The sequence below is a fragment of the Streptomyces purpurascens genome, from assembly GCF_045040895.1.
Taxonomy (GTDB): Bacteria; Actinomycetota; Actinomycetes; order Streptomycetales; family Streptomycetaceae; genus Streptomyces; species Streptomyces purpurascens.
The window spans coordinates 4744144-4766015 of record NZ_CP108341.1 but is presented as its reverse complement, the minus strand read 5'-3'; the positions used below and the strand labels follow the sequence as shown (position 1 = coordinate 4766015).

Sequence of the window (21872 nt, the reverse complement as noted above, 5' to 3'; positions counted from 1 at the left end):
CACAGTTAACGATCGAGCACACTTCGGTCATCGGTGGCAGTCTTCGATCCCCTCTTCTTAAAGTAGGGCAATGCGCACTGGCGAGCCCCTGCCCGCCGTGGGGGAGGCCCTCGCCGCCCTCGCGACCGGCCTATGGCACTGGGACACCGCTACCGGGCTGGTCACGGTCGACGCCGAGGCGGCACGGCTGCTCGGGCTGCCCGCCGAGCAGGTCAGCCTCACGGAGGCACAAGCCCGGGCCCGGCTGCACCCGGTCGACTGGAACGAGATCACGGGCGTGGTCCAGCTCGCCGTCGCCGAGGGCACCCTCGCCGAGGTGCGGATCCGTGTCATGGACGAGCAGGGCCGGATCGTCCGGATCGTCCGCAGCCGCTCCAAGCCGTCCTTCGACCGGGTCCACAAGGCGTACCGGCTGATCGGCACCCTCCAGGAGGTGACGGAGCCGACGCCGGGCACCCCGGCCGGGCGCAGCGCGGTCACCGGCGACTGGCGGCGCTCGCGGGAGGCGTTCCTGCTGGACGCGGGCCGGGCGCTGGCCGAGGCGCGCTCCACCCAGGAGGTGCTGCGGGTCACGGCCAATCTGTCGATGCCGGGGTTCTCGCCGGACGGGCTCGCGGTGTTCGGTGTGGCGGGCGACCGGCTGACGATCATCGGCCACCACGGGCAACAGCAGGGCGACGAGAGCCCGTTCTCGGAGATGCCGCTGGACACGGACTACCCAGCCGCCGAGGCGGCGCGCACCGGCCGGGCCGTGTATCTGTCCTCCCCCGAGCAGTACAAGGCCCGTTATCCGCTGGCCTGGCCGCTCGCCGAGCGCTTCGGCCGCCGTTCCTGGGCGTTCCTGCCGCTGACCGTGGCCGGCCGCACGATGGGCGCGTGGATGGCCGCCTTCACCTACCCGGTCGCCTTCACGCCGGACGAGCGGTCCGTGCTGGCGACGGTGGCGCGGATGCTGGCGCAGGCCCTGACCCGGGCGGGCGTGGTCGAGAGCGAGCGGGCCCTCACCGACGGGCTCCAGCGCACGATGCTGCCGAGGCTCGGTTCGCAGCGCATCCCGGGCATGAGCGTCGCCGCCCGCTACGTCCCCACCGGCGGCGGACTCCAGGTCGGCGGCGACTGGTACGACGTGATCCCGCTGCCGAACGGGCGGTTCGCGCTGGTCATCGGCGACGTCCAGGGTCATGACGTACAGGCGGCGGGCCTGATGGGCCAGCTGCGGATCGCCCTGCGGGCCTACGCCTCGGAGGGCCACCGACCGGACGCGGTGCTGTCCCGCGCCGCCCGCTTCCTGCACGGCATCAGCGACGAGGATCCGTCCGACCCGCGCTTCGCGACCTGCGTGTACGTCGAGGTCGACCCGGCGACGGGGGTGCTGGACATCGCCCGTGCCGGGCACCCGGACCCGGCGTTCCGGATGGCCGACGGCACGGTGCTGACACGGCCGACGTCGGGCGGACTGCCGCTGGGCATCGACCCGGACGCCGACTACCCCACGACCCGGCTCGCGCTGGAACCCGGCGAGACCATGCTGATCTGCACGGACGGCCTGATCGAGACCGGCGGGCACGACCTGGACACCGGCTGGCGGCGGCTGCGCGTGATCCTGGAGGAGCACAAGGGCGATCTGGAGGAACTCGCCGACACCCTCGTCCAGGCCGTGCACGGGCCGTCCTCGCACCACACCACCGGCCCGCTGGCCGACCGCCGCGAGGACGACATCGCCGTGCTGCTGCTGAGCCGGGAGGGCGACGGCTGCGGGTGCGGCGACACCATGACCGCGGTGCGCCCGGTGCGGCGCACGGTGCTGACGGTCGCGCAGGCCGAACCCGAGCGGGTCGCGGCGGCCCGGCAGCAGCTGCGCGAGCTGCTGCACGACTGGTCCTCCCCGGACCAGGTCGACTCGGCGGTGCTGCTGCTGTCCGAGCTGCTGACGAACGTCCTCGTGCACACCGACTCCGACGCGCTGCTCGTCGCCGAGATCACCGGCGCGGTGGGGGAGCGGCGGCTGCGCATCGAGGTCACCGACGGCGGTGACGACCTGCCGCACAAGCGCAGACCCGGCGAGCTGGCGTCCTCCGGCCGCGGCCTGGTCCTGATCGAACTGCTCGCGCACGCCTGGGGCGTGGACCCGCGGGGCGAGAGCAAGAGCATCTGGTTCGAGCTCTACGAGTCCGTGGACGGCTCGGGCGACGGCTCCTGGTCGCCGTAGCGGGTACGGAGCTCCTGGAGGACGCCGAAGGCGGCCGCGGTGAGCGGCACGGCGAGCAGCATGCCGAGCACGCCTGCGACGGACGCGCCGGCCGTGATCGCCACCATCACCACCGCCGGGTGCATCTGCACGGTCCGGCTCTGGATCATCGGCTGAAGCACATGCCCCTCCAGCACCTGCACCGCGAGTACGACCCCCAGCACCCACAGCGCGATGACGAACCCCCGGTCGGCGAGCGCGACCAGCACGGCCACGGCGCCCGAGAGGAAGGCGCCGAGGTAGGGGATGTACGCCCCGACGAAGACCAGCGCGCCCAGTCCCGCCGCACCCGGCACATCCAGGACGAGCAGCCCCACGGTGATGCAGAGAGCGTCGATGAGCGCGATGAAGGTGGTGCCGCGCATGAACCCCTCGACGGCGTGGAAGGCCCGCCGCGCCATGGCCTCCAGGGTGTCGGCCGAACCCCGGGGAGCCAGCGCCCACAGCGCCCCGGTGGCCTTGTCGGAGTCGCGCAGGAAGAAGAAGACGAGCAGCAGCGCGAGCACGGCCATGGCGAGGGACTCGCCGACGACACTGACCCCGCTGATCACACCGGAGGCGGCGCTGCCGCCGAACTTCCCCAGCAGCTCCCGCGCGTTGGAGGCCAGGTCGTCCAGCGAGGTCCCGGCGGCCCCGAAGTGCTCGGAGACACCGCGGGCGGCCTGTTTGAGCGAGGCGATGATCTCGTCGCCCGTGTCGATGAGCGCGGCGACCACGATGTACACGGCCCCGCCCACCACGGCGACCACGGCCACACAGGTGAGCCCGGCCGCGACCGACCGCCGCACCCCGGCCTTCACGAGCCGCCGGTGCAGCGGTCCGAGCAGCGCCGTCCCCAGCAGCGCGAGCAGCACGGGCACGACAGCGGTCCGGAACTCGTCGCACAGCCGGATCCCGACGTAGACGACCCCGGAGACGAGCAGGATCAGCGCGCACCAGGCGGCGAGGCGCCGGAGGGGGGCCGGGAGAAGCGTCCCGGCCCCGGCCGCGATCGGATCGGAATCCTGCACCCCTCCACCCGACCACGCCCCGAACGCCCCGTCCCGCCGGAACGGCCCGCCCGGGTGACGGGGCGTCAGCGCCGCCGCTCCGATCGCCGGTTCAGGTCACGTCGCCGCCGGCACGGACCGCGCGGCCTCCGCCCGCCGGGGCGACCGGAACGAGGAGACCCGCCGTCGGCATCGGCAGCGACCTGGCGGGCCCCGCGCCGCGGGGCCGCCCGGACCGGGGATGCCCGGACCGGGGATGCCCGGCGTCAGGGCCGCCGTCTGTCGCGCGCGTCCTCGGGGCAGCGGCCGATGATGGGAGTACGGCCGAACACGTGGAGCTGATCATGACGGGTTGGCGGGTCAGGGACTACTCCCCGGACGATCTCGAGGCGGTGGTCCGCGTCGACGCGGAGAGCGGCACGACCGAGGAGTCGCCGCTCTTCCCGCTCGCGGACACCGTGACAGCCCTCCAGGCCCGCCACCCGGCTGTCGTGGCCACGGCGGACGACGTCCTGATCGGCGCCGCGGTGAGCCGGGTGGAGGGCGACCGGGCATGGATCCTTCGCATCTGCCTGGCGCCCGGCTGGCGGCAGCGCGGACTGGGCAGTGACCTGATCACCGCTCTTGAGCAGCGGCTCTTCGCCGACGGCGTCCGGGCGGTGCACGCCGCCCTGCCCGAGGGCGAGACCGGTGCCACCGCTCTGCGCAACTGCGAATTCGACGCCCGCCCCGGGCTGGTCTTCTTCGAGAAACGCGGGCCGGTGACCCCGCAGTCGGCCGGTACGCTCTCCTCGCTCGGAGCGGAGCTGCCGCCCGGGGGACTGTGGCAGAAGGTCGCGGGCATGCAGCACGAGAAGCGGCTCATCGAGCGGCGTCTGGTCCTGCCGCTGGCCCATCCCGAACTGGCCGCCCAGCACGGAGTCGAGCTGCCACGGGCGGTGATGCTGTTCGGCCCGCCCGGGACCGGCAAGAGCACGTTCGCACACGCGATCGCCGGCCGCCTGGGGTGGCCCTTCCTCGAACTCTTCCCCGCACGTCTGGCCGCCGAGTACGGCCTGGCGAGCGGGCTGAACCGGCGCTTCGACGAGATCACCCGGCTCGACCACGTCCTGGTCTTCATCGACGAGGTCGAGGAGGTCGCCGGGACACGCAGCGGTGCGGACGCGACAGCGGTCGGCGTCGTCAACGAGCTGCTCAAGGCGATCGTCCGCTTCCGGAGTCAGGAAGGGCGGCTGCTCGTCTGCGCCACGAACAACGTGATCACGCTCGACCCGGCCTTCCTGCGGCACGGCCGCTTCGACTACGTGCTGCCCATCGGCCCCCCTGACCACACCGCGAGGACCGCGCTGTGGGAGAGCTATCTGGCCCGGGCGGACGCGAAGGCCGACAGCGCGGCACTCGCGTCGGCCAGCGAAGGGTTCACGCCCGCCGACATCGCACACGCGGCGCGAACCGTCTCCCAGGCCCAGTTCGAGCGCACCTTCGACACCGGGACCCGGACCGCCGCCACCACCGACGACTACCTCGACACGATCCACGGCACCCAGCCCACGGTCAGCGCCGCCATGGCCAAGGAATTCGCCCAGCAGACGGAGAGGTTCGCCCGCATCTAGCATCCTGGCCGACGGGGAGCCGGTCCCGAGGGACCGAACCAGGCAGCAAACACGGACGAGCCCCGCCCGTGTCCGGGCCGGACTCGTCCGCTTGTGGCCTCAGCGAGCCCTAGAGGCCGCCCTCGGACATCCCGTGCACGGCCGGGATCGTGCCCAGCCGTCCCTTCTGGAAGTCGTCGAACGCCTGCTGGAGCTCTTCCCTGGTGTTCATCACGAACGGGCCGTAGTGCGCCATGGGTTCGCGGATCGGCTGTCCGCCGAGCAGCACGACCTCCATGTCCGGCGTGTTCGAGTCCTGCTTCTCGTCCGCGCGGACGGTCAGCGAGGAGCCCGCGCCGAAGACGGCCGTCTGGCCCGTGTGGACCGGGCGGCGGTCGGCGCCGACGCTGCCCCGGCCGGCGAGGACGTACGCCAGGCCGTTGAAGTCCTCACGCCACGGCAGGGTGAGCTCCGCGCCCGGCGCGAGGGTCGCGTGGACCATCGTGATCGGGGTGTGCGTGACGCCGGGGCCCGCGTGCCCGTCCAGCTCACCGGCGATGACCCGCAGGAGCGCGCCGCCGTCGGGGGTGGAGAGCAGCTGGACCGAGCCGCCGCGGATGTCCTGGTAGCGCGGCGCCATCATCTTGTCCTTGGCCGGGAGGTTCACCCACAGCTGGAGGCCGTGGAAGAGCCCGCCGGACATGACGAGATGCTCCGGTGGGGCCTCGATGTGCAGCAGGCCCGAGCCGGCCGTCATCCACTGGGTGTCGCCGTTGGTGATGGTCCCGCCACCACCCTGGCTGTCCTGGTGGTCGAAGATCCCGTCGATGATGTACGTGACGGTCTCGAAGCCCCGGTGCGGGTGCCAGGGCGTGCCCTTCGGCTCACCCGGCGCGTACTCCACCTCGCCCATCTGGTCCATCATGATGAACGGGTCGAGATGACGGTAGTTGATCCCCGCGAACGCCCGGCGCACCGGGAAGCCCTCGCCCTCGAAACCGCTCGGAGCGGTCGTGACGGCGAGCACGGGACGTGCCACGGCGTCGGTCGGCGCGGTCACGCGGGGCAGCGTCAACGGGTTCTCGACGGTCACTGCAGGCATGTCGGTTCCTCCTCGTGTACGCCCAGTTTAGTTGAGCGTTGAACTTTCTGCTACCCCAAACAGAGAAAACCGGGAGGGCATTCCCAGCGGAGGACCGCCCGAACCACCCGGCACCGACATGACGGAAGGCCGGCACCCCCTCACGGGGTGCCGGCCTCGAGTCCGCGGCGTCAGGCGGCCAGCCGGTGCTCCTCGTTCTCGGCCCCGGTGGGCTCGGCCTTGCGGTCCCGCATCACCAGCGTCGCCACCACGGCCGCCGCCAGGACACCGATCGCGCTGATCGTGAAGGTCGTCGACATCGAGGCGGTGAAGGCCTCCCGAGCCGCCCGGACCAGGCCCGTGTCGCCGCCGGCGACGGCCAGGGCCCCGCCGATGGACTCCTTCGCCTGCCCGGGAGCACCGGCCGGCATCTCGTCGGCGTAGCCGCTGGAGAGCAGGGAGCCGAGGATCGCGATGCCGAGGGCGGTGCCGGACTGCTGGATGGTGTCGTTGAGGGCCGAGCCGACGCCCGCCTTGTCCTCGGGGATGGTGCCCATCAGCGCGGCCACCGCGGCCGGCATCGCGAGGCCCGCACCGAGGCCCAGGATCCCCAGCGCCACGGCCGGGACCGTGAACCCGCTGTCGGCGCTGAGCGTGGTCAGCAGCCCGAAGGAGGCGGCCATCAGCAGCATCCCGGCGAGGATGACGATCCGGTTCCCGGCCTTCACGGCGAGCTGGGCCCCGGCGGCGTTGCCGGCCAGCGCGGCCACGGCCAGCGGCAGGAAGGCCAGGCCCGCCTTGACGGCGGAGTAGCCGAGCACGAACTGGAGGTACTGGGTCAGGACCAGCAGCAGGCCGGCGTTGCCGATCTGGACGAGCGACAGGGAGAGCGAGCCCCCGCTGAAGTTGCGGTTCTTGAAGAGGACCAGCGGGACCATCGGCGAGCGGGTGACGTTCTCCCAGATCACGAAGCCGGCCAGGGCGACCACCGCGACGGCCAGGACGATGAGGGATCGGCCTTCGAACGCGCCGTGCTGCGGGATCTCGATGATCCACCACACCAGGGCGGTCATGCCCACCGCCGACAGCACCGCGCCCAGCGGGTCCGGCTTCTGCCACGGCGCCTTGGACTCCGGCATCAGCAGCACACCGGCCAGCAGCGCCAGCGCGACGATCGGCACGTTGATCAGGAAGATGGCCTGCCAGGCGAAGTGGTCGATCAGCACACCGCCGAGGACCGGGCTGCCGACCAGCCCCAGCATCGACACCGAGCCCCAGGCCGCCATCGCCTTGGGCCGCTCGTCCTCGTCGAAGACGGTGATCAGGATCGACAGCGTCGACGGCATGATCAGCGCCCCGCCGACCCCCATCGCGATCCGCACCGCGATCAGCTCACCCGGGGTGGAGCAGAACACCGCCCCCAGCGAGGCCGCCCCGAACAGCAGCAGGCCGATCAGCATCACCTTCCGGCGCCCGAACCGGTCCCCCAGGCTTCCCGAGGTCAGCAGCAGTCCGGCGAAGACCAGGGTGTAGGAGTCGAGGATCCACTGCATGTCCTGGGTGCTCGCGCCGATGTCCTCGGTCAGCGTGGGCACCGCCACCGTCAGCGCCATGTTGTCGACGACCAGCACGAGCGTGCTCAGGCAGAGCACCACCAGGATCCACCAGCGGCGTGGATTGCGAGCGTCCATGTCAGTTTCCCCTCCTGCGAACACCGTTCCTTCGATGCGAACACTGTACGCACAGCGGAACAGCGTGCGCAACCCTTGAGTTCTGTACGCTGACTGCGCACGCTGTTCGCACGAAGGTGCCGAAGGTCCAGCAGGAGGAGCGTCCATGAGCCGGAGCAAGACGACGGAGAAGAACCCGATCCCGTCCGTATGGACCCGGGAGCAGCGCCGCCCCGACCAGCCCGCGCTCAGCCGGGACGCGATCGTGCGGGAGGCGATCGCGATGCTCGACGCCGACGGCATCGAGGCGCTCAGCATGCGCAAGCTCGGCGCCCGCCTGAACGCCGGCGCGACGTCCCTGTACCGGCACGTCGCCACCAAGGACGAGCTGATGGAGCTCGCGGTGGACGAGGTCGCCGCCGAGATCCACGTCCCGCCGGCCGGCGGCCCCGACTGGCGCGCGGCGGTGACCGAGGCCGCGGGGTCCTTCCGTACGACGGCGCTACGGCACCCCTGGCTGACCCTGGTCCTGGGCCAGGCCGGGCTCGCCTACCTCGGGCCGAACTACATGACCTTCTCCGAGCGGCTCGCGGCGCTGTTCACCGCGGCGGGGTTCCCCGAGCCGAGCCGAGCGATCGACGCGGTCTTCTCGTACGTCATCGGCATGAGCACCACGGAGGCCGCCTGGCTCACCACGGTCGCCCGCTCCGGCGAGACCGAGCCGGAGTTCGTCGCGCGGCTACTGCCCACGGCCCGGGAGGTCTCCGCCGGCTACGACCACCTGGCGGCCGCCGACGCCAGGACCGCGGACCAGGCCGTCGACCCCGCCCGGATCCGGGACGACAAGTTCACCTACGGCCTGGAGGTCGTCCTGGACGGCCTGGCACTGCGCCTGCCGGAATAGGGACGTCAGCCGCCATACATCCGGCGCATCGCGAACTCGACCATCTGCTCGACGGCCTTCGCGTCGAACACCATCCGGTGCTCGCCCTCCATGTCGAGGACGAACCCGTAGCCGGTCGGCAGCAGGTCCAGCACCTCGGAACCGGTGATCACGAAGTACTTGGACTCCTTGCCCGCGTACCGGCGCAGCTCCTTGAGCGTGCTGAACATCGGGATCACCGGCTGCTGGGTGTTGTGCAGCGCGAGGAAGCCGGGGTTGTCGCCGCGCGGGCAGTAGACCTTCGACGTCGCGAAGGCCTGCTGGAAGTCCTCGGCGGCCATCTGCCCGGTCGTGAACGCGCGCACCGCGTCCGTGAGGGAGGGCGGGGACGGCTCGGGGTACAGCGGCGGCTGCTGCCCGTACCCGCCGGACATCGGCTGCTGCGGAGGGGCGTACTGCGCTTGCGGGCCCGCTGTCTGGTCGTAGCCGTACATGGGCGCAAGCGTACCGAGAGCGAGGCTCCGTGCCTCCACGATGCCGGTATGAGCCACGCGTCACAGATGACCGGTTCGGGGTTGCTTCTTATTACCGACGGGTAGCATCATCGTAGCTACTTGTTGGTACGTGAACTAGCGCGAGGATCCAGTGCCTCGCCGATCTCTCTACGGAGCCGGGAGCCGTCGCCATGGGGCACTACAAGTCGAATCTCCGCGACATCGAGTTCAACCTCTTCGAAGTACTCGGGCGAGACAAGGTGTACGGCACCGGCCCGTTCGAGGAGATGGACGTCGAGACCGCGAAGAGCATCCTGGAGGAGCTGACCCGCCTCTCGGAGAACGAGCTGGCGGAGTCCTTCATCGACGCCGACCGCAACCCGCCGGTCTTCGACCCGGAGACCAACACCGCGCCGGTCCCCGCGTCCTTCAAGAAGAGCTACCAGGCCTTCATGGACTCCGAGTACTGGCGCCTCGGCCTGCCCGAGGAGATCGGCGGCACCACCTCGCCCCGCTCCCTGATCTGGGCGTACGCCGAGCTCATCCTGGGCGCCAACCCGGCCGTGTGGATGTACTCCTCGGGCCCGGCCTTCGCCGGCATCCTCTTCGAGGAGGGCAACGAGGTCCAGAAGCACATAGCCAAGTTCGCCACGGAGAAGCAGTGGGGCTCCACGATGGTGCTCACCGAGCCCGACGCGGGCTCCGACGTGGGCGCCGGCCGCACCAAGGCCGTGCAGCAGGAGGACGGCTCCTGGCACATCGAGGGCGTGAAGCGCTTCATCACGTCCGGTGAGCACGACATGTCGGAGAACATCCTCCACTACGTGCTGGCCCGCCCCGAGGGCGCCGGCCCCGGCACCAAGGGCCTGTCGCTCTTCCTCGTCCCGAAGTACCTCTTCGACTTCGAGACCGGCGAGCTGGGCGAGCGCAACGGCGCCTACGCCACCAACGTCGAGCACAAGATGGGCCTGAAGGCCTCCAACACCTGCGAGATGACCTTCGGCGACCGGCACCCCGCCAAGGGCTGGCTGATCGGCGACAAGCACGACGGCATCCGCCAGATGTTCCGCATCATCGAGTTCGCCCGCATGATGGTCGGCACGAAGGCGATCTCCACGCTCTCCACGGGCTACCTGAACGCGCTGGAGTACGCCAAGGAGCGCGTCCAGGGCCCCGACCTGGCGAACTTCATGGACAAGACCGCGCCCAAGGTCACCGTCACCCACCACCCCGACGTGCGCCGCTCGCTCATGACGCAGAAGGCGTACGCGGAGGGCATGCGCGCCCTGGTGCTCTACACGGCCTCCGTCCAGGACTCCATCGCCATCAAGGAGACCGCCGGCGAGGACGCCTCCACCGAGCACGCGCTGAACGACCTGCTCCTGCCCATCGTCAAGGGCTACGGCTCCGAGAAGGGCTACGAGCAGCTCGCCCAGTCGCTGCAGACCTTCGGCGGCTCCGGCTTCCTGCAGGAGTACCCGATCGAGCAGTACATCCGGGACTCCAAGATCGACACCCTGTACGAGGGCACCACGGCGATCCAGGGCCAGGACTTCTTCTTCCGGAAGATCGTCCGCAACCAGGGCGCCGCGCTGAACTCCCTCGCCGAGGACATCAAGAAGTTCCTGGCCCTCGGCACGGGCGGCGAGGAACTGGCCGGTGCCCGCGAGCACCTCGCCAAGGCCGCCGTCGAGCTGGAGGCCATCGTCGGCCTGATGCTGACCGACCTCGCGGCCACCGAGAAGGACGTCAAGAACATCTACAAGGTCGGGCTCAACACGACCCGCCTGCTGATGGCCTCCGGTGATGTGATCGTCGGCTACCTGCTGCTCAAGGGCGCCTCGGTCGCCGCCGAGAAGCTGGAGACCGGCGCCGGCAAGGACACGGCCTTCTACACCGGCAAGATCGCCGCGGCGAAGTTCTTCGCGGCCAACGTCCTGCCGGGCGTCACCCTGGCCCGCAAGGTCGCCGAGGGCGTCGAGCTGGACCTGATGGAGCTGGACGAGGCCGCGTTCTAGATCCCTCACGTCCTCTGTTCGAGGGCCTGTTCCCCTACGCCGGGAACGGGCCCTCGTCCGTCGTTAAGGTGAACCCATGACCGAACCAGTCCGCTTCGACCGCGGCCACACCGACGACCTCATGACCTTCCTGGCGGCGAGCCCCACGCCGTACCACGCCGTGGCCACAGCCGCCGAGCGACTGGAGAAGGCCGGCTTCAAGCAGGTCGCCGAGACGGACGCGTGGGACGGGACGAGCGGCGGCAAGTACGTGCTGCGCGGTGGCGCGATCGTCGCCTGGTACGTGCCGGAGGGCGCCGCGCCCCACACGCCGTTCCGGATCGTCGGCGCCCACACCGACTCCCCCAACCTGCGCGTCAAGCCGCAGCCCGACAGCGGGGCGCACGGCTGGCGCCAGGTGGCCGTGGAGATCTACGGCGGACCGCTGCTCAACTCCTGGCTGGACCGCGACCTGGGCCTCGCCGGCCGGCTGACCCTGCGCGACGGCTCGACGCGCCTGGTCAACGTCGACCGGCCGCTGCTGCGCGTCCCGCAGCTCGCCATCCACCTGGACCGCTCGGTGACGGCGGACGGGCTCAAGCTCGACAAGCAGCGGCACCTGCAGCCGGTCTGGGGCCTGGGCAACGACGTGCGCGACGGCGACCTGATCGCCTTCCTCGAGGAGACGGCCGGCCTCCCCGCGGGCGAGGTCACCGGCTGGGACCTGATGACGCACTCCGTGGAGAAGCCCGCCTACCTGGGCCGCGACCGCGAACTGCTGGCCGGCCCGCGCATGGACAACCTGCTCTCGGTGCACGCCGGCACGGCGGCCCTCGTGGCCGTGGCCTCCGGCGCGTCGCATCCGGCGTCCATCCCGGTCCTGGCCGCCTTCGACCACGAGGAGAACGGCTCCCAGTCCGACACCGGCGCGGACGGGCCGCTGCTCGGCAACGTGCTGGAGCGTTCGGTGTTCGCGCGCGGCGGCTCCTACGAGGACCGGGCCCGCGCCTTCGCCGGCACGGTCTGCCTCTCCTCCGACACGGGCCACGCCGTCCACCCCAACTACGCGGAGCGGCACGACCCGACGCACCACCCGCGCGTCAACGGCGGCCCGATCCTCAAGGTCAACGTCAACAACCGCTACGCCACGGACGGTTCGGGCCGCGCCGAGTTCGCGGCGGCCTGCGAGCAGGCGGGCGTGCCCTTCCAGTCCTTCGTCTCCAACAACTCCATGCCCTGCGGCACCACGATCGGCCCGATCACCGCCGCCCGGCACGGCATCAGGACCGTCGACATCGGCGTCGCCATCCTGTCGATGCACAGCGCCCGCGAACTGTGCGGCGCCGACGACCCGTTCCTCCTCGCGAAAGCGCTCACCGCGTTCCTGGAGAGGTAGAACAGGCCGTCACCGCATGGGTGTTCCCCAGCGGGGTACCCGGGGTGCGGACCGGAAGGACCGGACCGTACAGGGAGGCGACACATCATGGGCCTCGGCGGATGCATCATCCTCATCGCCGTGGGAGCCATCCTCACGTTCGCGACCGACTGGGACATGCAGGGGGTCAACCTCGACCTGGTCGGCATCATCCTGATGATCGTCGGACTGATCGGCGTCACGACGTTCAGCAGCATCGCGAGGCGCCGGCGCGTGGTGGTGCCCCCCACGACGCCCGGCGTCGTCGAGGACCCGGCGACCCACCACCGCCGTGACGGATACAGCGACGGATACGGGGTGTGACGCCTCCGACGATCAGGCGTCCATCCCGGCCAGCACCAGGGGAAGCCGGTCCGTCCCCGCCCCGGTGAGGCGGACGGGGACGCCCCAGTCCTGCTGGTGGACGTGGCAGGCCGGGTACTCGTTGTCCGGATCGTCGTCGCAGGAGGCGGCCATCGCGGAGACGTGCAGCACGCCCTCCGGTACGGAGGGGTCGAGTTCGAGGGCGCGGGACAGGTCTGTTCCCGCGCCCTCGCCGGTGCTCAGCAGCTCCGGCGGGGTGGACGAGACGAGCAGGCGAGTGGAAGGCCCGTAGCGGGTGTCCAGCTTCTGTCCTGCCGGTGCCTGGAAGATCACGTCCAGCCGGAGCCGCCCCGGGGCGACTTCGGTGGCTTCGCGCTGGGTGCGGTGAGCGACCTCGGCGACCTTCACGGCCTCCTCCGGCAGCCGCAGCCGGGTCAGCCGGTGCCGGGCCGACTCCACCACCACGATGTCGCCGCCGACGAGCACGGCGTCGCTGGGCTCGCGCAGGTCCGTGGCGAGGGTCGTCACCTCGCCGGTCGCGGGATCGAAGCGGCGCAGGGCGTGGTTGTAGGTGTCGGCGACGGCGACGGACCCGTCCGGCAGGGCGGTGACACCCAACGGGTGCTGGAGCAGGGCCTGGCCGGCGGCGCCGTCCCGGTGGCCGAAGTCGAACAGGCCGGTGCCGACGGCGGTGCGGACGGAGCCGTCGGGCTCCACCCAGCGCAGGGCGGAGGTCTCGGAGTCGGCGAGCCAGAGCCGCTCCGGTGTCGCGGCCAGCCCGGACGGCTGCGCGAACCAGGCCTCGCCGCCCGGCCCGTCCACCAGCCCTTCGTTGGTGGTCCCGGCGGTGACGGTCACCGTGGCGTCAGCCGGGTCGTACGCCCACAACTGATGCACACCGGCCATGGCGATCCACACCCTGCCCTGCCACCGGGCGACGTCCCAGGGGGACGAGAGGTCGACCTCGCGGGCCGGGCCCGAGGTGGGTGAGCCCTGCCACCACTGCCGGCCCGTGCCGGCCAGGGTGGTGACCTCGCCGGTGGTGAGGTCCAGCCGCCGCAGCGCGTGGTTGACGGTGTCGGCGACGACCACGGAGTCGTCGTCGAGAAGGGCGAGCCCCTGCGGCTCGTTGAAGGTGACGGTCGAGGCGTCCCCGTCGGCGAACCCGCGGGCGCCGGAGCCGATCCTGCGCACCACACTCTCCCCGTCCTCCGCCAGCTCCACCAGCTGATGCCGGGTCGTGTCGCTCACCAGGAAGTTCCCGCTCGGCAGCAGGAGGGCCTTGCCCGGGAACCGCAGCACCGTCGGCTCCGGCTCCGGCGCCACGTACGGCCCGTCGCCCCGCCGCAGCGTCCCCTTCGCCGCGTGCTCGGTCTCCAGTTCCTCGACCAGCCGCTCGATGGCGTGAACATGCCCCTCACCGGCGTGCTGCGCGACCACGTACCCCTCGGGGTCGATCACGACGAGCGTCGGCCAGGCCCGCACGGCGTACTGCTTCCAGGTCGCGAGCTCCGGGTCGTCGAGCACCGGATGCTCCACCCCGTACCGCTCCACGGCGTCGACGACCGCCTGATGCTCGGCCTCGTGCACGAACTTCGGCGAGTGCACCCCGATGACGACGACCGTGTCCCGGTGCTTCTCCTCGAGCTCTCGGAGCTCGTCCAGGACGTGCAGGCAGTTGATGCAGCAGAAGGTCCAGAAGTCCAGGACGACGATGCGTCCCCGCAGGTCGGCGAGGGTGTACTGCTGCCCGCCCGTGTTCAGCCAGCCGCCCTTGCCGATCAGCTCGGGGGCACGGACGCGGGCGCGTCGGGGTGCGGAGTGGTCCATGCCCCCAGGGTGCCATCCGTCACTGACAGCCCACTCAGCCCGTCGGCCTATCGGCGGCGTTTCACAGCGGGCCGCGGGGAAGCCCTGGTGTCATGAGATTCCTCGTGTACGACCGGCTCCTCGGCTTCGGTGACGACTACTGGATCGAGGACGAGCGCGGCAGCAAGGTGTTCCTCGTCGACGGCAAGGCCCTGCGGCTGCGGGACACCTGGGAGCTGAAGGACACCCAGGGGCGCGTCCTCGTCGACATCCACCAGAAGATGCTCGCCCTGCGCGACACGATGGTGCTCCAGCGGGCCGGTGAGCCGCTGGCGACGATCCGCAGGAAACGGCTGTCCCTGCTGCGCAACCACTACCGGGTGTCCCTGGCCGACGGCAACGAACTGGACGTCAGCGGCAAGATCCTCGACCGGGAGTTCGCCGTCGAGTACGACGGTGAGCTGCTGGCGGTGATCTCCCGGCGCTGGCTGACCCTGCGGGACACCTACGGCGTGGACGTCGTCCGCGAGGACGCCGATCCGGCGCTGCTGATCGCCGTGGCGGTGTGTGTCATCCACCTGGCGGAGAAGGAGCGCGAGGACTGAGAGCGGGAGGGCGGAGAGGCGCAGGTCAGGGCCTGCGCGGGGGCTCCAGCCCCAGCAGCCGGTCCTTCAGCGCCGGGAACTGCTCCCGCGTCGTCGCGACCTTCCCCGGGTCGAACTCCACGGTGAGGACCTCCTCGCCGGCGCCGGCCCGGGCCAGCACCTCGCCCCAGGGGTCGACCACGATCGAGTGACCGGCCTGCGGAACTCCGGCGTGCGTCCCGGCCGTTCCACACGCGACGACGAAGGACTGGTTCTCGACGGCCCGTGCCTGGGCCAGCAGCGTCCAGTGGGACCGGCGGCGCTCCGGCCAGCCCGCCGACACCACGAGCGTCTCGGCACCGGCGTCGACGAGAGCGCGGAAGAGTTCGGGGAAGCGGAGGTCGTAGCAGGTGCTCAGCCCCAGGACGGTCCCCGGCAGACGCACCGTCACCAGCTCGGCACCCGCGCCCATCAGCACGGCCTCGCCCTTGTCGAAGCCGAAGCGGTGGATCTTGCGGTAGGCGGCGGCCAGGTCGCCGGAGGGGGAGAAGACGAGGGAGGTGTTGTAGAGCGGTCCTTCAGGGTCGCGCTCGGGGATGGAGCCCGCGTGCAGCCACACGCCCGCGTCGCTCGCGGCCTTCGCCATCGCCTCGTACGTCGGCCCTTCGAGCGGCTCGGCCTCGCGCCCGAACTCCTCGTAGGCGAAGGCACCCGTGGTCCACAGCTCCGGCAGGACGACGAGATCGGCACCGGCCTGCTCCCGGACGAGCGACGCCACCCGCCGTCGGCGCGATTCGACCGATTCGCCCTCATCTACGGCGATCTGGATCACAGAGGCGCGCACACTACCACCGTCCTGGCATTCGACCCGTCCACAAGGGCTTCCCCCCGGGCCTACGATCGTCACACGAAAGCACTGCCGGGGTGCCTCACAGCAGCGTAACTTAGCTGCCAAGACACCCGCCGACAGCCGCCACCTCCCACTGGCAACGCCGCCACCACCTGCCCGTGCACCGACCGCCGAGGGGTCCCGTTCCGTGAGTCTGCATCCCACCCTCCAGCCCTACGCCGACGCCTGGACCCACTCCATCGATGCGATATCCGAGCTGCTCCAGCCGCTCGCGGAGGCCGAGTGGAACCGGCGGACGCCGTGCCCCGGGTGGTCGGTGCGGGACGTGGTCTCCCATGTCATCGGCCTGGACTGCGAGATGCTCGGCGACCCGCGCCCCATCCACACGCTCCCGCGTGACCTCTTCCACGTGACGAACGACCACCAGCGCTACATGGAGATGCAGGTCGACGTCCGCCGGCACCACACGGCGCCGGAGATGACCTCCGAGCTGGAGTACGTGATCATCCGCCGCAACCGCCAGCTGCGGAACGAGTCGCGTGACCCGGGCACCAAGGTGCGCGGCCCGCTCGGCACGGAGGTGACGCTCGAGGAGTCCATGCGCCGGCACGCCTTCGACGTGTGGACGCACGAGCAGGACCTGCGCACGGCCCTCGGCCGGCCCGGCAACCTCGACTCCCCCGGCGCGCACGTCGCCCGTGACGTGCTGCTCTCCGAACTCCCGCGCGTGGTCGCCGAGAACGCCGAGGCGCCGCGCAGCTCGGCCGTCGTCTTCGACGTGCACGGCCCCATCGAGTTCCTGCGCACGATCCGCGTCGACATCCAGGGCCGCGGCACCCTCGAGACGGCCCCCGCCCTCGGCCCCGCCGCGACCCTCACCCTCGACTGGGAGACCTACGTCCGCCTGGCCTGCGGCCGCGTGACGCCGGAGGCGGTGTCCGACCGCCTCAAGACGGAGGGCGACCCGGACCTGACGGCGGCGATCCTGCGCAACTTCACGGTCACGCAGTAGCCGTAACTGCGGGCATGCGTGCCTCCCCCAGTGCCTTAAGGGCCTGGGAGGTGCCCCCAGGGCGGCACGGGTGGGCGGTGGGGGTCCCCCCGCTCGAGCGAAGCCGAGAGTGGGGGAGGCACCTCGTCGCGCCGAGCCGCGCACCCACCCGGCCCCGGCAGCAACGGCCAGGGCCTGAAAACCTTGTGCCGCGAGCCCACCACCCCACGTAGCGTCCCGCCCATGACCACCCCACCCCGCCACACCCGACTCACCTTCCACGGCCCGCTGTCCGAAACACGAGCCGACCGACTCGTCGCACGCCTGGCCGCCAACACCCCCACCACCGTCCTGGACATCGGCTGCGGCTGGGCCGAGCTCATGCTCCGTGTCCTGACCGCCGCCCCGGACGCCACCGGCACCGGCATCGACATCGACCCGGAAGCCCTGGCCCGGGGCCGCGAGGCCGCCACGGCGCGCGGCCTGGCCGACCGGGTCCGTCTCGTCGAGGGGTCCGCCACCGAGACCGCCCACGACCCCGCCGACCTCGTCCTGTGCCTGGGCGCGAGCCAGGCCCTCGGCGACCGGCTCCCCGAGGCCCTGAAGGAACTCCGCCGGCTCGTCGCCGACGGCGGCCGTGTCCTGCTCGGCGAAGGGTTCTGGCAGCGCACCCCGACCCCGGCCGAACTGTCCGGCATGTGGCCGGACGCCGCCGTCACCGACCACCACGACCTCGCGGCCCTCGTGGACCTGGCGATCGAGGCCGGGTTCAGGCCGGAGTGGACGGAGACCGCGAGCCTCGACGAGTGGGAGGAGTTCGAGTCGGCGTACCTGGCGGACGTCGAGGTGTGGCTGGCCGAGCACCCCGGGCACCCGCTCGCGGCCGAGACCAGGGAGCACGCCGACCGGCACCGCGCCCGGTGGCTGTCGTACCGCGGCGTCCTGGGGCTGGCCTACCTCACCCTCGTACCGACCGCCTGACACCCGTCACGCCGGTACGTGCACCGTCTCCACCCGGCTCGCCACGAGGCGTTCCCGCTCGCGCCGGGCGGCCCGCTTGCGCAGGCGCAGGATCTGGCTGACGCCGAGGGCCTGGAGCACGAACACCGCCGAGAAGGCGATGCCGTAGTCGTCGCCGGTGGCGTCCAGCAGGACACCGACGGCGAGCAGCGTGGTCATGGAGGCCACGAAGCCGCCCATGTTGGTGATGCCGGAGGCGGTGCCCTGCCGCTCGGGCGGGTTCGCCGGGCGGGCGAAGTCGAAGCCGATCATCGACGCGGGCCCGCACGCCCCGAGGACCGTGCACAGCACGATCAGCAGCCACATCGGGGCGTGCTCGCCGGGGTAGGCCAGCGTCGCCGCCCACAGGGCCGCCGTGGTGCCGACCGTGCCGAGCGCGATGGGCAGCCGCGCCTCGTGGTGCCGGGCGACGATCTGGCCGTAGACCATGCCGACGCCCATGTTCGACAGCACGACGAGTGTGAGGAGTTCACCGGCGGTGGCCCGGGACAGCCCCTGTGCCTCGACCAGGAACGGCAGCCCCCACAGCAGCAGGAAGACCATCGCCGGGAACTGGGTCGTGAAGTGCACCCACATCCCCAGCCGCGTCCCCGGCTCCCGCCAGGAGGCGGCGATCTGCCGCCGTACGTAGGCCGCGCCCTGGTGCGGGAGCGGCTCCGGCTCGTGGCCCTCCGGGTGGTCCTTCAGGAACAGCAGCACCAGCACGAACACCACGGCCCCGGCGACCGCGCTGCCCGCGAACGCCGCCGTCCAGCCGATGCCGTGCAGCAGCCGGGCCAGGACGAGCGTGGAGACGAGGTTGCCGGCCATGCCCACCAGGCCCGAGAACTGGGCGACGAGCGGCCCGCGCCGGGCCGGGAACCACCGGGTGCCCAGCCGCAGCACGCTGATGAACGTCAGCGCGTCACCGCAGCCGAGCAGCGCCCGGGAGGCGAGCGCCATGCCGTACGACGGGGAGAACGCGAAGCCCAGCTGCCCGGCCGTGAACAGCACCGCCCCCAGCGCCAGCACCTTCTTGGTGCCGAGCCGGTCCACGAGCAGGCCGACGGGTATCTGCATGCCCGCGTAGACCAGCAGCTGGAGGATGGAGAAGGTGGACAGGGCGGAGGCGTTGACGTGGAAGCGGTCGGCGGCGTCGAGGCCGGCCACGCCCAGGGACGTGCGGAAGATGACCGCGACGAAGTAGACCGAGACGCCTGTGCCCCAGACGGCCAGTGCCCGCCGGCCGCCCGGTGGATCGCCCGGCAGTATGCCGGCGCTCATCGGACCTCCCCCCGGGCCAGGTGCGAGAACCAGCTGACGTGGCGGTGGACGAGCCCGACGGCCGCCTCGGCGTCCCCGGAGCGCAGCGCTTCGAGGATCTCCTCGTGTTCGGTGAGGGTCTTGGCGATCCGGTCGGGGTGGGAGTGCAGGACGGCGACGCCCATGCGGAGCTGGCGGTCGCGCAGCTGGTCGTAGAGGCGGGAGAGGATCTCGTTGCCGCCGCTGCGGACGATCTCGGCGTGGAAGCAGCGGTCGGTGACGGCGGCCGCGGCGAGGTCTCCGTCGGCGGCCTGCTCCTTCTGCCGGGCGAGGAGCGCTTCGAGGCGCTCGATGAGCCCGGGGGGAGCGGGCACGGCCTTGCGCGCCGCGTGCTCCTCGACGAGCAGCCGGGTCTCCACGACGTCGGCGATCTCCTGTGCGGAGACGGGCAGCACGAGGGCACCCTTCTTCGGGTAGAGCCTGATCAGCCCCTCGACCTCCAGCCGGAGCAGCGCCTCGCGCACCGGCGTGCGGGAGACGCCTACGGCCTCGGCGAGTTCGCCCTCGGTGAGCAGGGTCCCGCCCTCGTAGCGGCGCTCCAGGACGCCTTGCTTGACGTGGGTGTACACACGGTCGGCGGCGGGAGGGTGCTTCACGGCCAGGGTCATGCCGACAGGATAGATACATCAGGTACGCATGGATGTATCCGTCCAGGATGCGGACTCACGCGGGCTCAAATGTCACACGTCTGTGGCAAAGGGCGGGTCCCCCTCGGCAACGGCACAACCAACTGTGCTAGTTACGAGTCAGACACGTGCGGCTCCCTTCCCCTCGTCCTCAATTCGGCCGCACGCCTGGGGCATTCAACGCAATCGGGGTACTTCACTTGATAACCGGCATTAAGGGCACCCGTCTCCGTAGAGCCGCGGCCGTCGCCGTCACCACCGGCGCCATGCTCGCGACCGGAGCCCTCACCGTTGCGCCGGCGCAGGCCGCCACGGCGCCCACGATCGTCGCCAAGGGCGGCTACGTGATGAACAACGCGACCGGCAAGTCGCTCTACACCAAGGCTGCCGACACGCGTCGCTCCACCGGCTCGACCACCAAGATCATGACGGCCCTGGTGGTGCTGAAGCAGTCGAACCTCAACCTGGACAGCAAGGTCACGATCCAGAAGGCGTACAGCGACTACATCGTCGACAACAACTGGGCGTCGAACGCCAAGCTGATCGTCGGCGACAAGGTCACCGTCCGCCAGCTGCTGTACGGGCTGATGCTGCCGTCCGGTTGCGACGCCGCGTACGCGCTCGCCGACAAGTTCGGCTCGGGCTCGACGCGGGCGGCGCGCGTGAAGTCGTTCATCGGCAAGATGAACACCACGGCCAAGAACCTGGGTCTGAAGAACACCCACTTCGACTCGTTCGACGGCATCGGCAAGGGCAGCAACTACTCCACGCCGCGCGACCTGACGAAGATCGCCAGCAGCGCCATGAAGAACTCCACGTTCCGCACGGTCGTCAAGACGAAGAAGTACACGGCGAAGACGACCACGAAGTCCGGCGGCACGCGGACGATGGCCGCGTGGGAGAACACCAACCCGCTGCTCGCGAGCTACACCGGCGCGATCGGCGTGAAGACCGGTTCCGGCCCGGAGGCCAAGTACTGCCTGGTCTTCGCGGCCACGCGGAACGGCAAGACGGTCATCGGCACGGTTCTCGCCTCGACCGACGGGCCCACCCGCAAGTCGGACGCGACGAAGCTGCTGAACTACGGCTTCGCCAAGTAGGACAGGCACCACAGAAGGGGGGCTCACCGCCGTCGGCGGTGAGCCCCCCTTCGTATGTCTGCGTACGTCAGGCAGCCGTCCGCTGGCGACGCTCCAGCTCCCGGGCCGCCTTGCGCCGCCCGCCGGCCAGCACGTTCACGGAGGAGCCCGCCCCGGCTCCCGGCTCCAGCCCCCAGCCGCGGATCCGTGCCGCGACCCGGGCCAGCCGCTGGTCGCCGGGCCGTACGTCGACGGAGAACAGCGACTCGTCGGGCGTTCGGTCGTCGCCGCCCCAGCGGACGACGCCGTCGAGCTCGGCGAGGATGTCGCGAATCACGACCTCCTGCCCCGGGAAGAAGCCGCCCCGGGCGCCGCGCGGGTGGAAGCCCGGCCGGATCCGTACCGCCGTGCCCGACGCCAGGTTGGACTCCGGCCGGCCCCTGCCGACGTCGGACGGGTCGTGCCAGCCGACGACGTCGCCCCGGCGCAGGGCGTCGACCTCGTAGTGGAACCGGCGCACCAGGTGGACGAGGACGGTCTCCACGTCGCCCATCCGCACGGCGACCCCCTTGAGCGGGGTGCCGGGGACGGGCCGGGTGTAGACGGTGCCGCCGTCGTCGGCGACGTTCTCCATCTCCCAGCCGTTGTGGGAGCGCGAACCGGCCTGCACGCGCCGGGTCCGGTCCTGCGCGCTGCGCAGGGCGTCCCGTACGCGGGCCGGAATGGGGTTGTGCGCGTCGGCGTACGCCTGGGACAGGAACTGCGAGACGGGCAGGGCGGCGACGCCCACGGCACCGCCGACGGCGGCGATACGGCCGAGCAGGGCGCGGCGGGACAGCCCTCGGCGGTGTGCGGCGGCCGAGCGGGGCCCTCTGCGGGTGATGCGGGGGAACTGGGGGAGGTTGAGGTTCAACGGTCT

General features: G+C 71.3%; 19 protein-coding genes. 10 read left to right on the top strand and 9 right to left on the bottom strand.

The features are described from left to right. Positions 1-70: 70 nt before the first annotated feature. A complete protein-coding gene (locus tag OHU35_RS21720; protein WP_189727096.1) occupies positions 71-2209 on the top strand; it encodes a SpoIIE family protein phosphatase in 2139 nt (712 codons plus the stop codon). Here the strand turns inward: OHU35_RS21720 and OHU35_RS21715 are convergent. After that, entirely contained in the window at positions 2164-3258 is a 1095-nt protein-coding gene (locus OHU35_RS21715) for an AI-2E family transporter (protein ID WP_189727097.1), read from the bottom strand. The genes OHU35_RS21720 and OHU35_RS21715 overlap by 46 nt on opposite strands. Positions 3259-3581: 323 nt before the next feature. Here OHU35_RS21715 and OHU35_RS21710 point away from each other — a divergent pair, with 323 nt between their 5' ends. Then, positions 3582-4850, top strand: coding sequence for an ATP-binding protein (locus OHU35_RS21710; protein ID WP_189727098.1), 1269 nt, complete (start codon positions 3582-3584; stop codon positions 4848-4850). A 109-nt stretch (positions 4851-4959) separates the two neighbouring features. On the opposite strand, the gene OHU35_RS21705 is transcribed toward OHU35_RS21710, so the two are convergent. Both OHU35_RS21705 and OHU35_RS21700 read right to left on the bottom strand, forming a co-directional pair. Next, complete coding sequence (locus tag OHU35_RS21705; protein WP_233878581.1) at positions 4960-5931, bottom strand: pirin family protein; 972 nt, start codon at positions 5929-5931, stop codon at positions 4960-4962. A gap of 170 nt (positions 5932-6101) precedes the next feature. Further along, positions 6102-7601 (bottom strand): MFS transporter, encoded by a 1500-nt coding sequence (locus tag OHU35_RS21700; protein WP_189727099.1) that lies wholly within the window; start codon positions 7599-7601, stop codon positions 6102-6104. 145 nt (positions 7602-7746) lie between these two features. Between OHU35_RS21700 and OHU35_RS21695 the strand changes: the two genes are divergently transcribed. Then, positions 7747-8484 carry a TetR/AcrR family transcriptional regulator gene (locus OHU35_RS21695; protein WP_189727100.1) on the top strand — a complete coding sequence of 246 codons (738 nt, stop codon included), beginning with the start codon at positions 7747-7749 and terminating at the stop codon, positions 8482-8484. 5 nt (positions 8485-8489) lie between these two features. On the opposite strand, the gene OHU35_RS21690 is transcribed toward OHU35_RS21695, so the two are convergent. Next, positions 8490-8957, bottom strand: coding sequence for an SseB family protein (locus OHU35_RS21690; protein ID WP_189727101.1), 468 nt, complete (start codon positions 8955-8957; stop codon positions 8490-8492). Between the two features lie 191 nt (positions 8958-9148). On the opposite strand from OHU35_RS21690, the gene OHU35_RS21685 reads away from it, so the two are divergent. The 3 genes from OHU35_RS21685 to OHU35_RS21675 all read left to right on the top strand — a co-directional run bounded on the left by OHU35_RS21685 (position 9149) and on the right by OHU35_RS21675 (position 12692). After that, entirely contained in the window at positions 9149-10975 is a 1827-nt protein-coding gene (locus OHU35_RS21685; protein ID WP_359891116.1) for an acyl-CoA dehydrogenase, read from the top strand. Between the two features lie 76 nt (positions 10976-11051). Then, the gene (locus tag OHU35_RS21680) at positions 11052-12350 is read left to right on the top strand and encodes a M18 family aminopeptidase (protein WP_189727103.1); all 1299 of its coding nucleotides are present in this window, start codon (positions 11052-11054) and stop codon (positions 12348-12350) included. Positions 12351-12437: 87 nt separating this feature from the next. Further along, complete coding sequence (locus tag OHU35_RS21675; protein WP_189727104.1) at positions 12438-12692, top strand: DUF6458 family protein; 255 nt, start codon at positions 12438-12440, stop codon at positions 12690-12692. A gap of 12 nt (positions 12693-12704) precedes the next feature. Here the strand turns inward: OHU35_RS21675 and OHU35_RS21670 are convergent, their stop codons facing one another. Continuing rightward, the gene (locus tag OHU35_RS21670) at positions 12705-14522 is read right to left on the bottom strand and encodes a thioredoxin-like domain-containing protein (protein WP_405506442.1); all 1818 of its coding nucleotides are present in this window, start codon (positions 14520-14522) and stop codon (positions 12705-12707) included. A gap of 92 nt (positions 14523-14614) precedes the next feature. On the opposite strand from OHU35_RS21670, the gene OHU35_RS21665 reads away from it, so the two are divergent. Next, positions 14615-15106 (top strand): LURP-one-related/scramblase family protein, encoded by a 492-nt coding sequence (locus OHU35_RS21665; RefSeq protein WP_189727106.1) that lies wholly within the window; start codon positions 14615-14617, stop codon positions 15104-15106. Between the two features lie 25 nt (positions 15107-15131). Here OHU35_RS21665 and OHU35_RS21660 read toward each other — a convergent pair whose 3' ends face one another. Then, positions 15132-15929: a carbon-nitrogen family hydrolase gene (locus OHU35_RS21660; protein ID WP_189727107.1), complete on the bottom strand. Its 798-nt coding sequence runs from the start codon at positions 15927-15929 to the stop codon at positions 15132-15134. Positions 15930-16122: 193 nt separating this feature from the next. On the opposite strand from OHU35_RS21660, the gene OHU35_RS21655 reads away from it, so the two are divergent. Together OHU35_RS21655 and OHU35_RS21650 are read left to right on the top strand one after the other, a co-directional pair. Further along, positions 16123-16947, top strand: a complete 825-nt coding sequence (locus tag OHU35_RS21655; protein ID WP_189727108.1) for a maleylpyruvate isomerase family mycothiol-dependent enzyme — start codon at positions 16123-16125, stop codon at positions 16945-16947. A gap of 222 nt (positions 16948-17169) precedes the next feature. Beyond that, positions 17170-17907, top strand: coding sequence for an SAM-dependent methyltransferase (locus OHU35_RS21650; protein ID WP_405506439.1), 738 nt, complete (start codon positions 17170-17172; stop codon positions 17905-17907). A 6-nt stretch (positions 17908-17913) separates the two neighbouring features. On the opposite strand, the gene OHU35_RS21645 is transcribed toward OHU35_RS21650, so the two are convergent. After that, positions 17914-19209: a nitrate/nitrite transporter gene (locus OHU35_RS21645; protein ID WP_189727110.1), complete on the bottom strand. Its 1296-nt coding sequence runs from the start codon at positions 19207-19209 to the stop codon at positions 17914-17916. After that, the gene (locus OHU35_RS21640; RefSeq protein ID WP_189727111.1) at positions 19206-19856 is read right to left on the bottom strand and encodes a GntR family transcriptional regulator; all 651 of its coding nucleotides are present in this window, start codon (positions 19854-19856) and stop codon (positions 19206-19208) included. The genes OHU35_RS21645 and OHU35_RS21640 overlap by 4 nt, the downstream gene beginning before the upstream one ends. A 218-nt stretch (positions 19857-20074) precedes the next feature. Between OHU35_RS21640 and OHU35_RS21635 the strand changes: the two genes are divergently transcribed. After that, positions 20075-20974 (top strand): D-alanyl-D-alanine carboxypeptidase family protein, encoded by a 900-nt coding sequence (locus OHU35_RS21635; protein ID WP_189727112.1) that lies wholly within the window; start codon positions 20075-20077, stop codon positions 20972-20974. A 67-nt stretch (positions 20975-21041) separates the two neighbouring features. Here OHU35_RS21635 and OHU35_RS21630 read toward each other — a convergent pair whose 3' ends face one another. Next, a complete protein-coding gene (locus OHU35_RS21630) occupies positions 21042-21866 on the bottom strand; it encodes a hypothetical protein (protein WP_405506437.1) in 825 nt (274 codons plus the stop codon). Positions 21867-21872 lie beyond the last annotated feature (6 nt).

Bases quoted from the DNA above. Each gene is read 5' to 3' on its own strand.
- OHU35_RS21720 (WP_189727096.1), top strand. From the start codon at position 71: ATGCGCACTGGCGAGCCCCTGCCCGCCGTGGGGGAGGCCCTCGCCGCC.
- OHU35_RS21710 (WP_189727098.1), top strand. From the start codon at position 3,582: ATGACGGGTTGGCGGGTCAGGGACTACTCCCCGGACGATCTCGAGGCG.
- OHU35_RS21705 (WP_233878581.1), bottom strand. From the start codon at position 5,931: ATGCCTGCAGTGACCGTCGAGAACCCGTTGACGCTGCCCCGCGTGACC.
- OHU35_RS21700 (WP_189727099.1), bottom strand. From the start codon at position 7,601: ATGGACGCTCGCAATCCACGCCGCTGGTGGATCCTGGTGGTGCTCTGC.
- OHU35_RS21695 (WP_189727100.1), top strand. From the start codon at position 7,747: ATGAGCCGGAGCAAGACGACGGAGAAGAACCCGATCCCGTCCGTATGG.
- OHU35_RS21690 (WP_189727101.1), bottom strand. From the start codon at position 8,957: ATGTACGGCTACGACCAGACAGCGGGCCCGCAAGCGCAGTACGCCCCT.
- OHU35_RS21685 (WP_359891116.1), top strand. From the start codon at position 9,149: ATGGGGCACTACAAGTCGAATCTCCGCGACATCGAGTTCAACCTCTTC.
- OHU35_RS21680 (WP_189727103.1), top strand. From the start codon at position 11,052: ATGACCGAACCAGTCCGCTTCGACCGCGGCCACACCGACGACCTCATG.
- OHU35_RS21675 (WP_189727104.1), top strand. From the start codon at position 12,438: ATGGGCCTCGGCGGATGCATCATCCTCATCGCCGTGGGAGCCATCCTC.
- OHU35_RS21670 (WP_405506442.1), bottom strand. From the start codon at position 14,522: ATGGACCACTCCGCACCCCGACGCGCCCGCGTCCGTGCCCCCGAGCTG.
- OHU35_RS21665 (WP_189727106.1), top strand. From the start codon at position 14,615: ATGAGATTCCTCGTGTACGACCGGCTCCTCGGCTTCGGTGACGACTAC.
- OHU35_RS21650 (WP_405506439.1), top strand. From the start codon at position 17,170: ATGACCACCCCACCCCGCCACACCCGACTCACCTTCCACGGCCCGCTG.
- OHU35_RS21645 (WP_189727110.1), bottom strand. From the start codon at position 19,209: ATGAGCGCCGGCATACTGCCGGGCGATCCACCGGGCGGCCGGCGGGCA.
- OHU35_RS21640 (WP_189727111.1), bottom strand. From the start codon at position 19,856: ATGACCCTGGCCGTGAAGCACCCTCCCGCCGCCGACCGTGTGTACACC.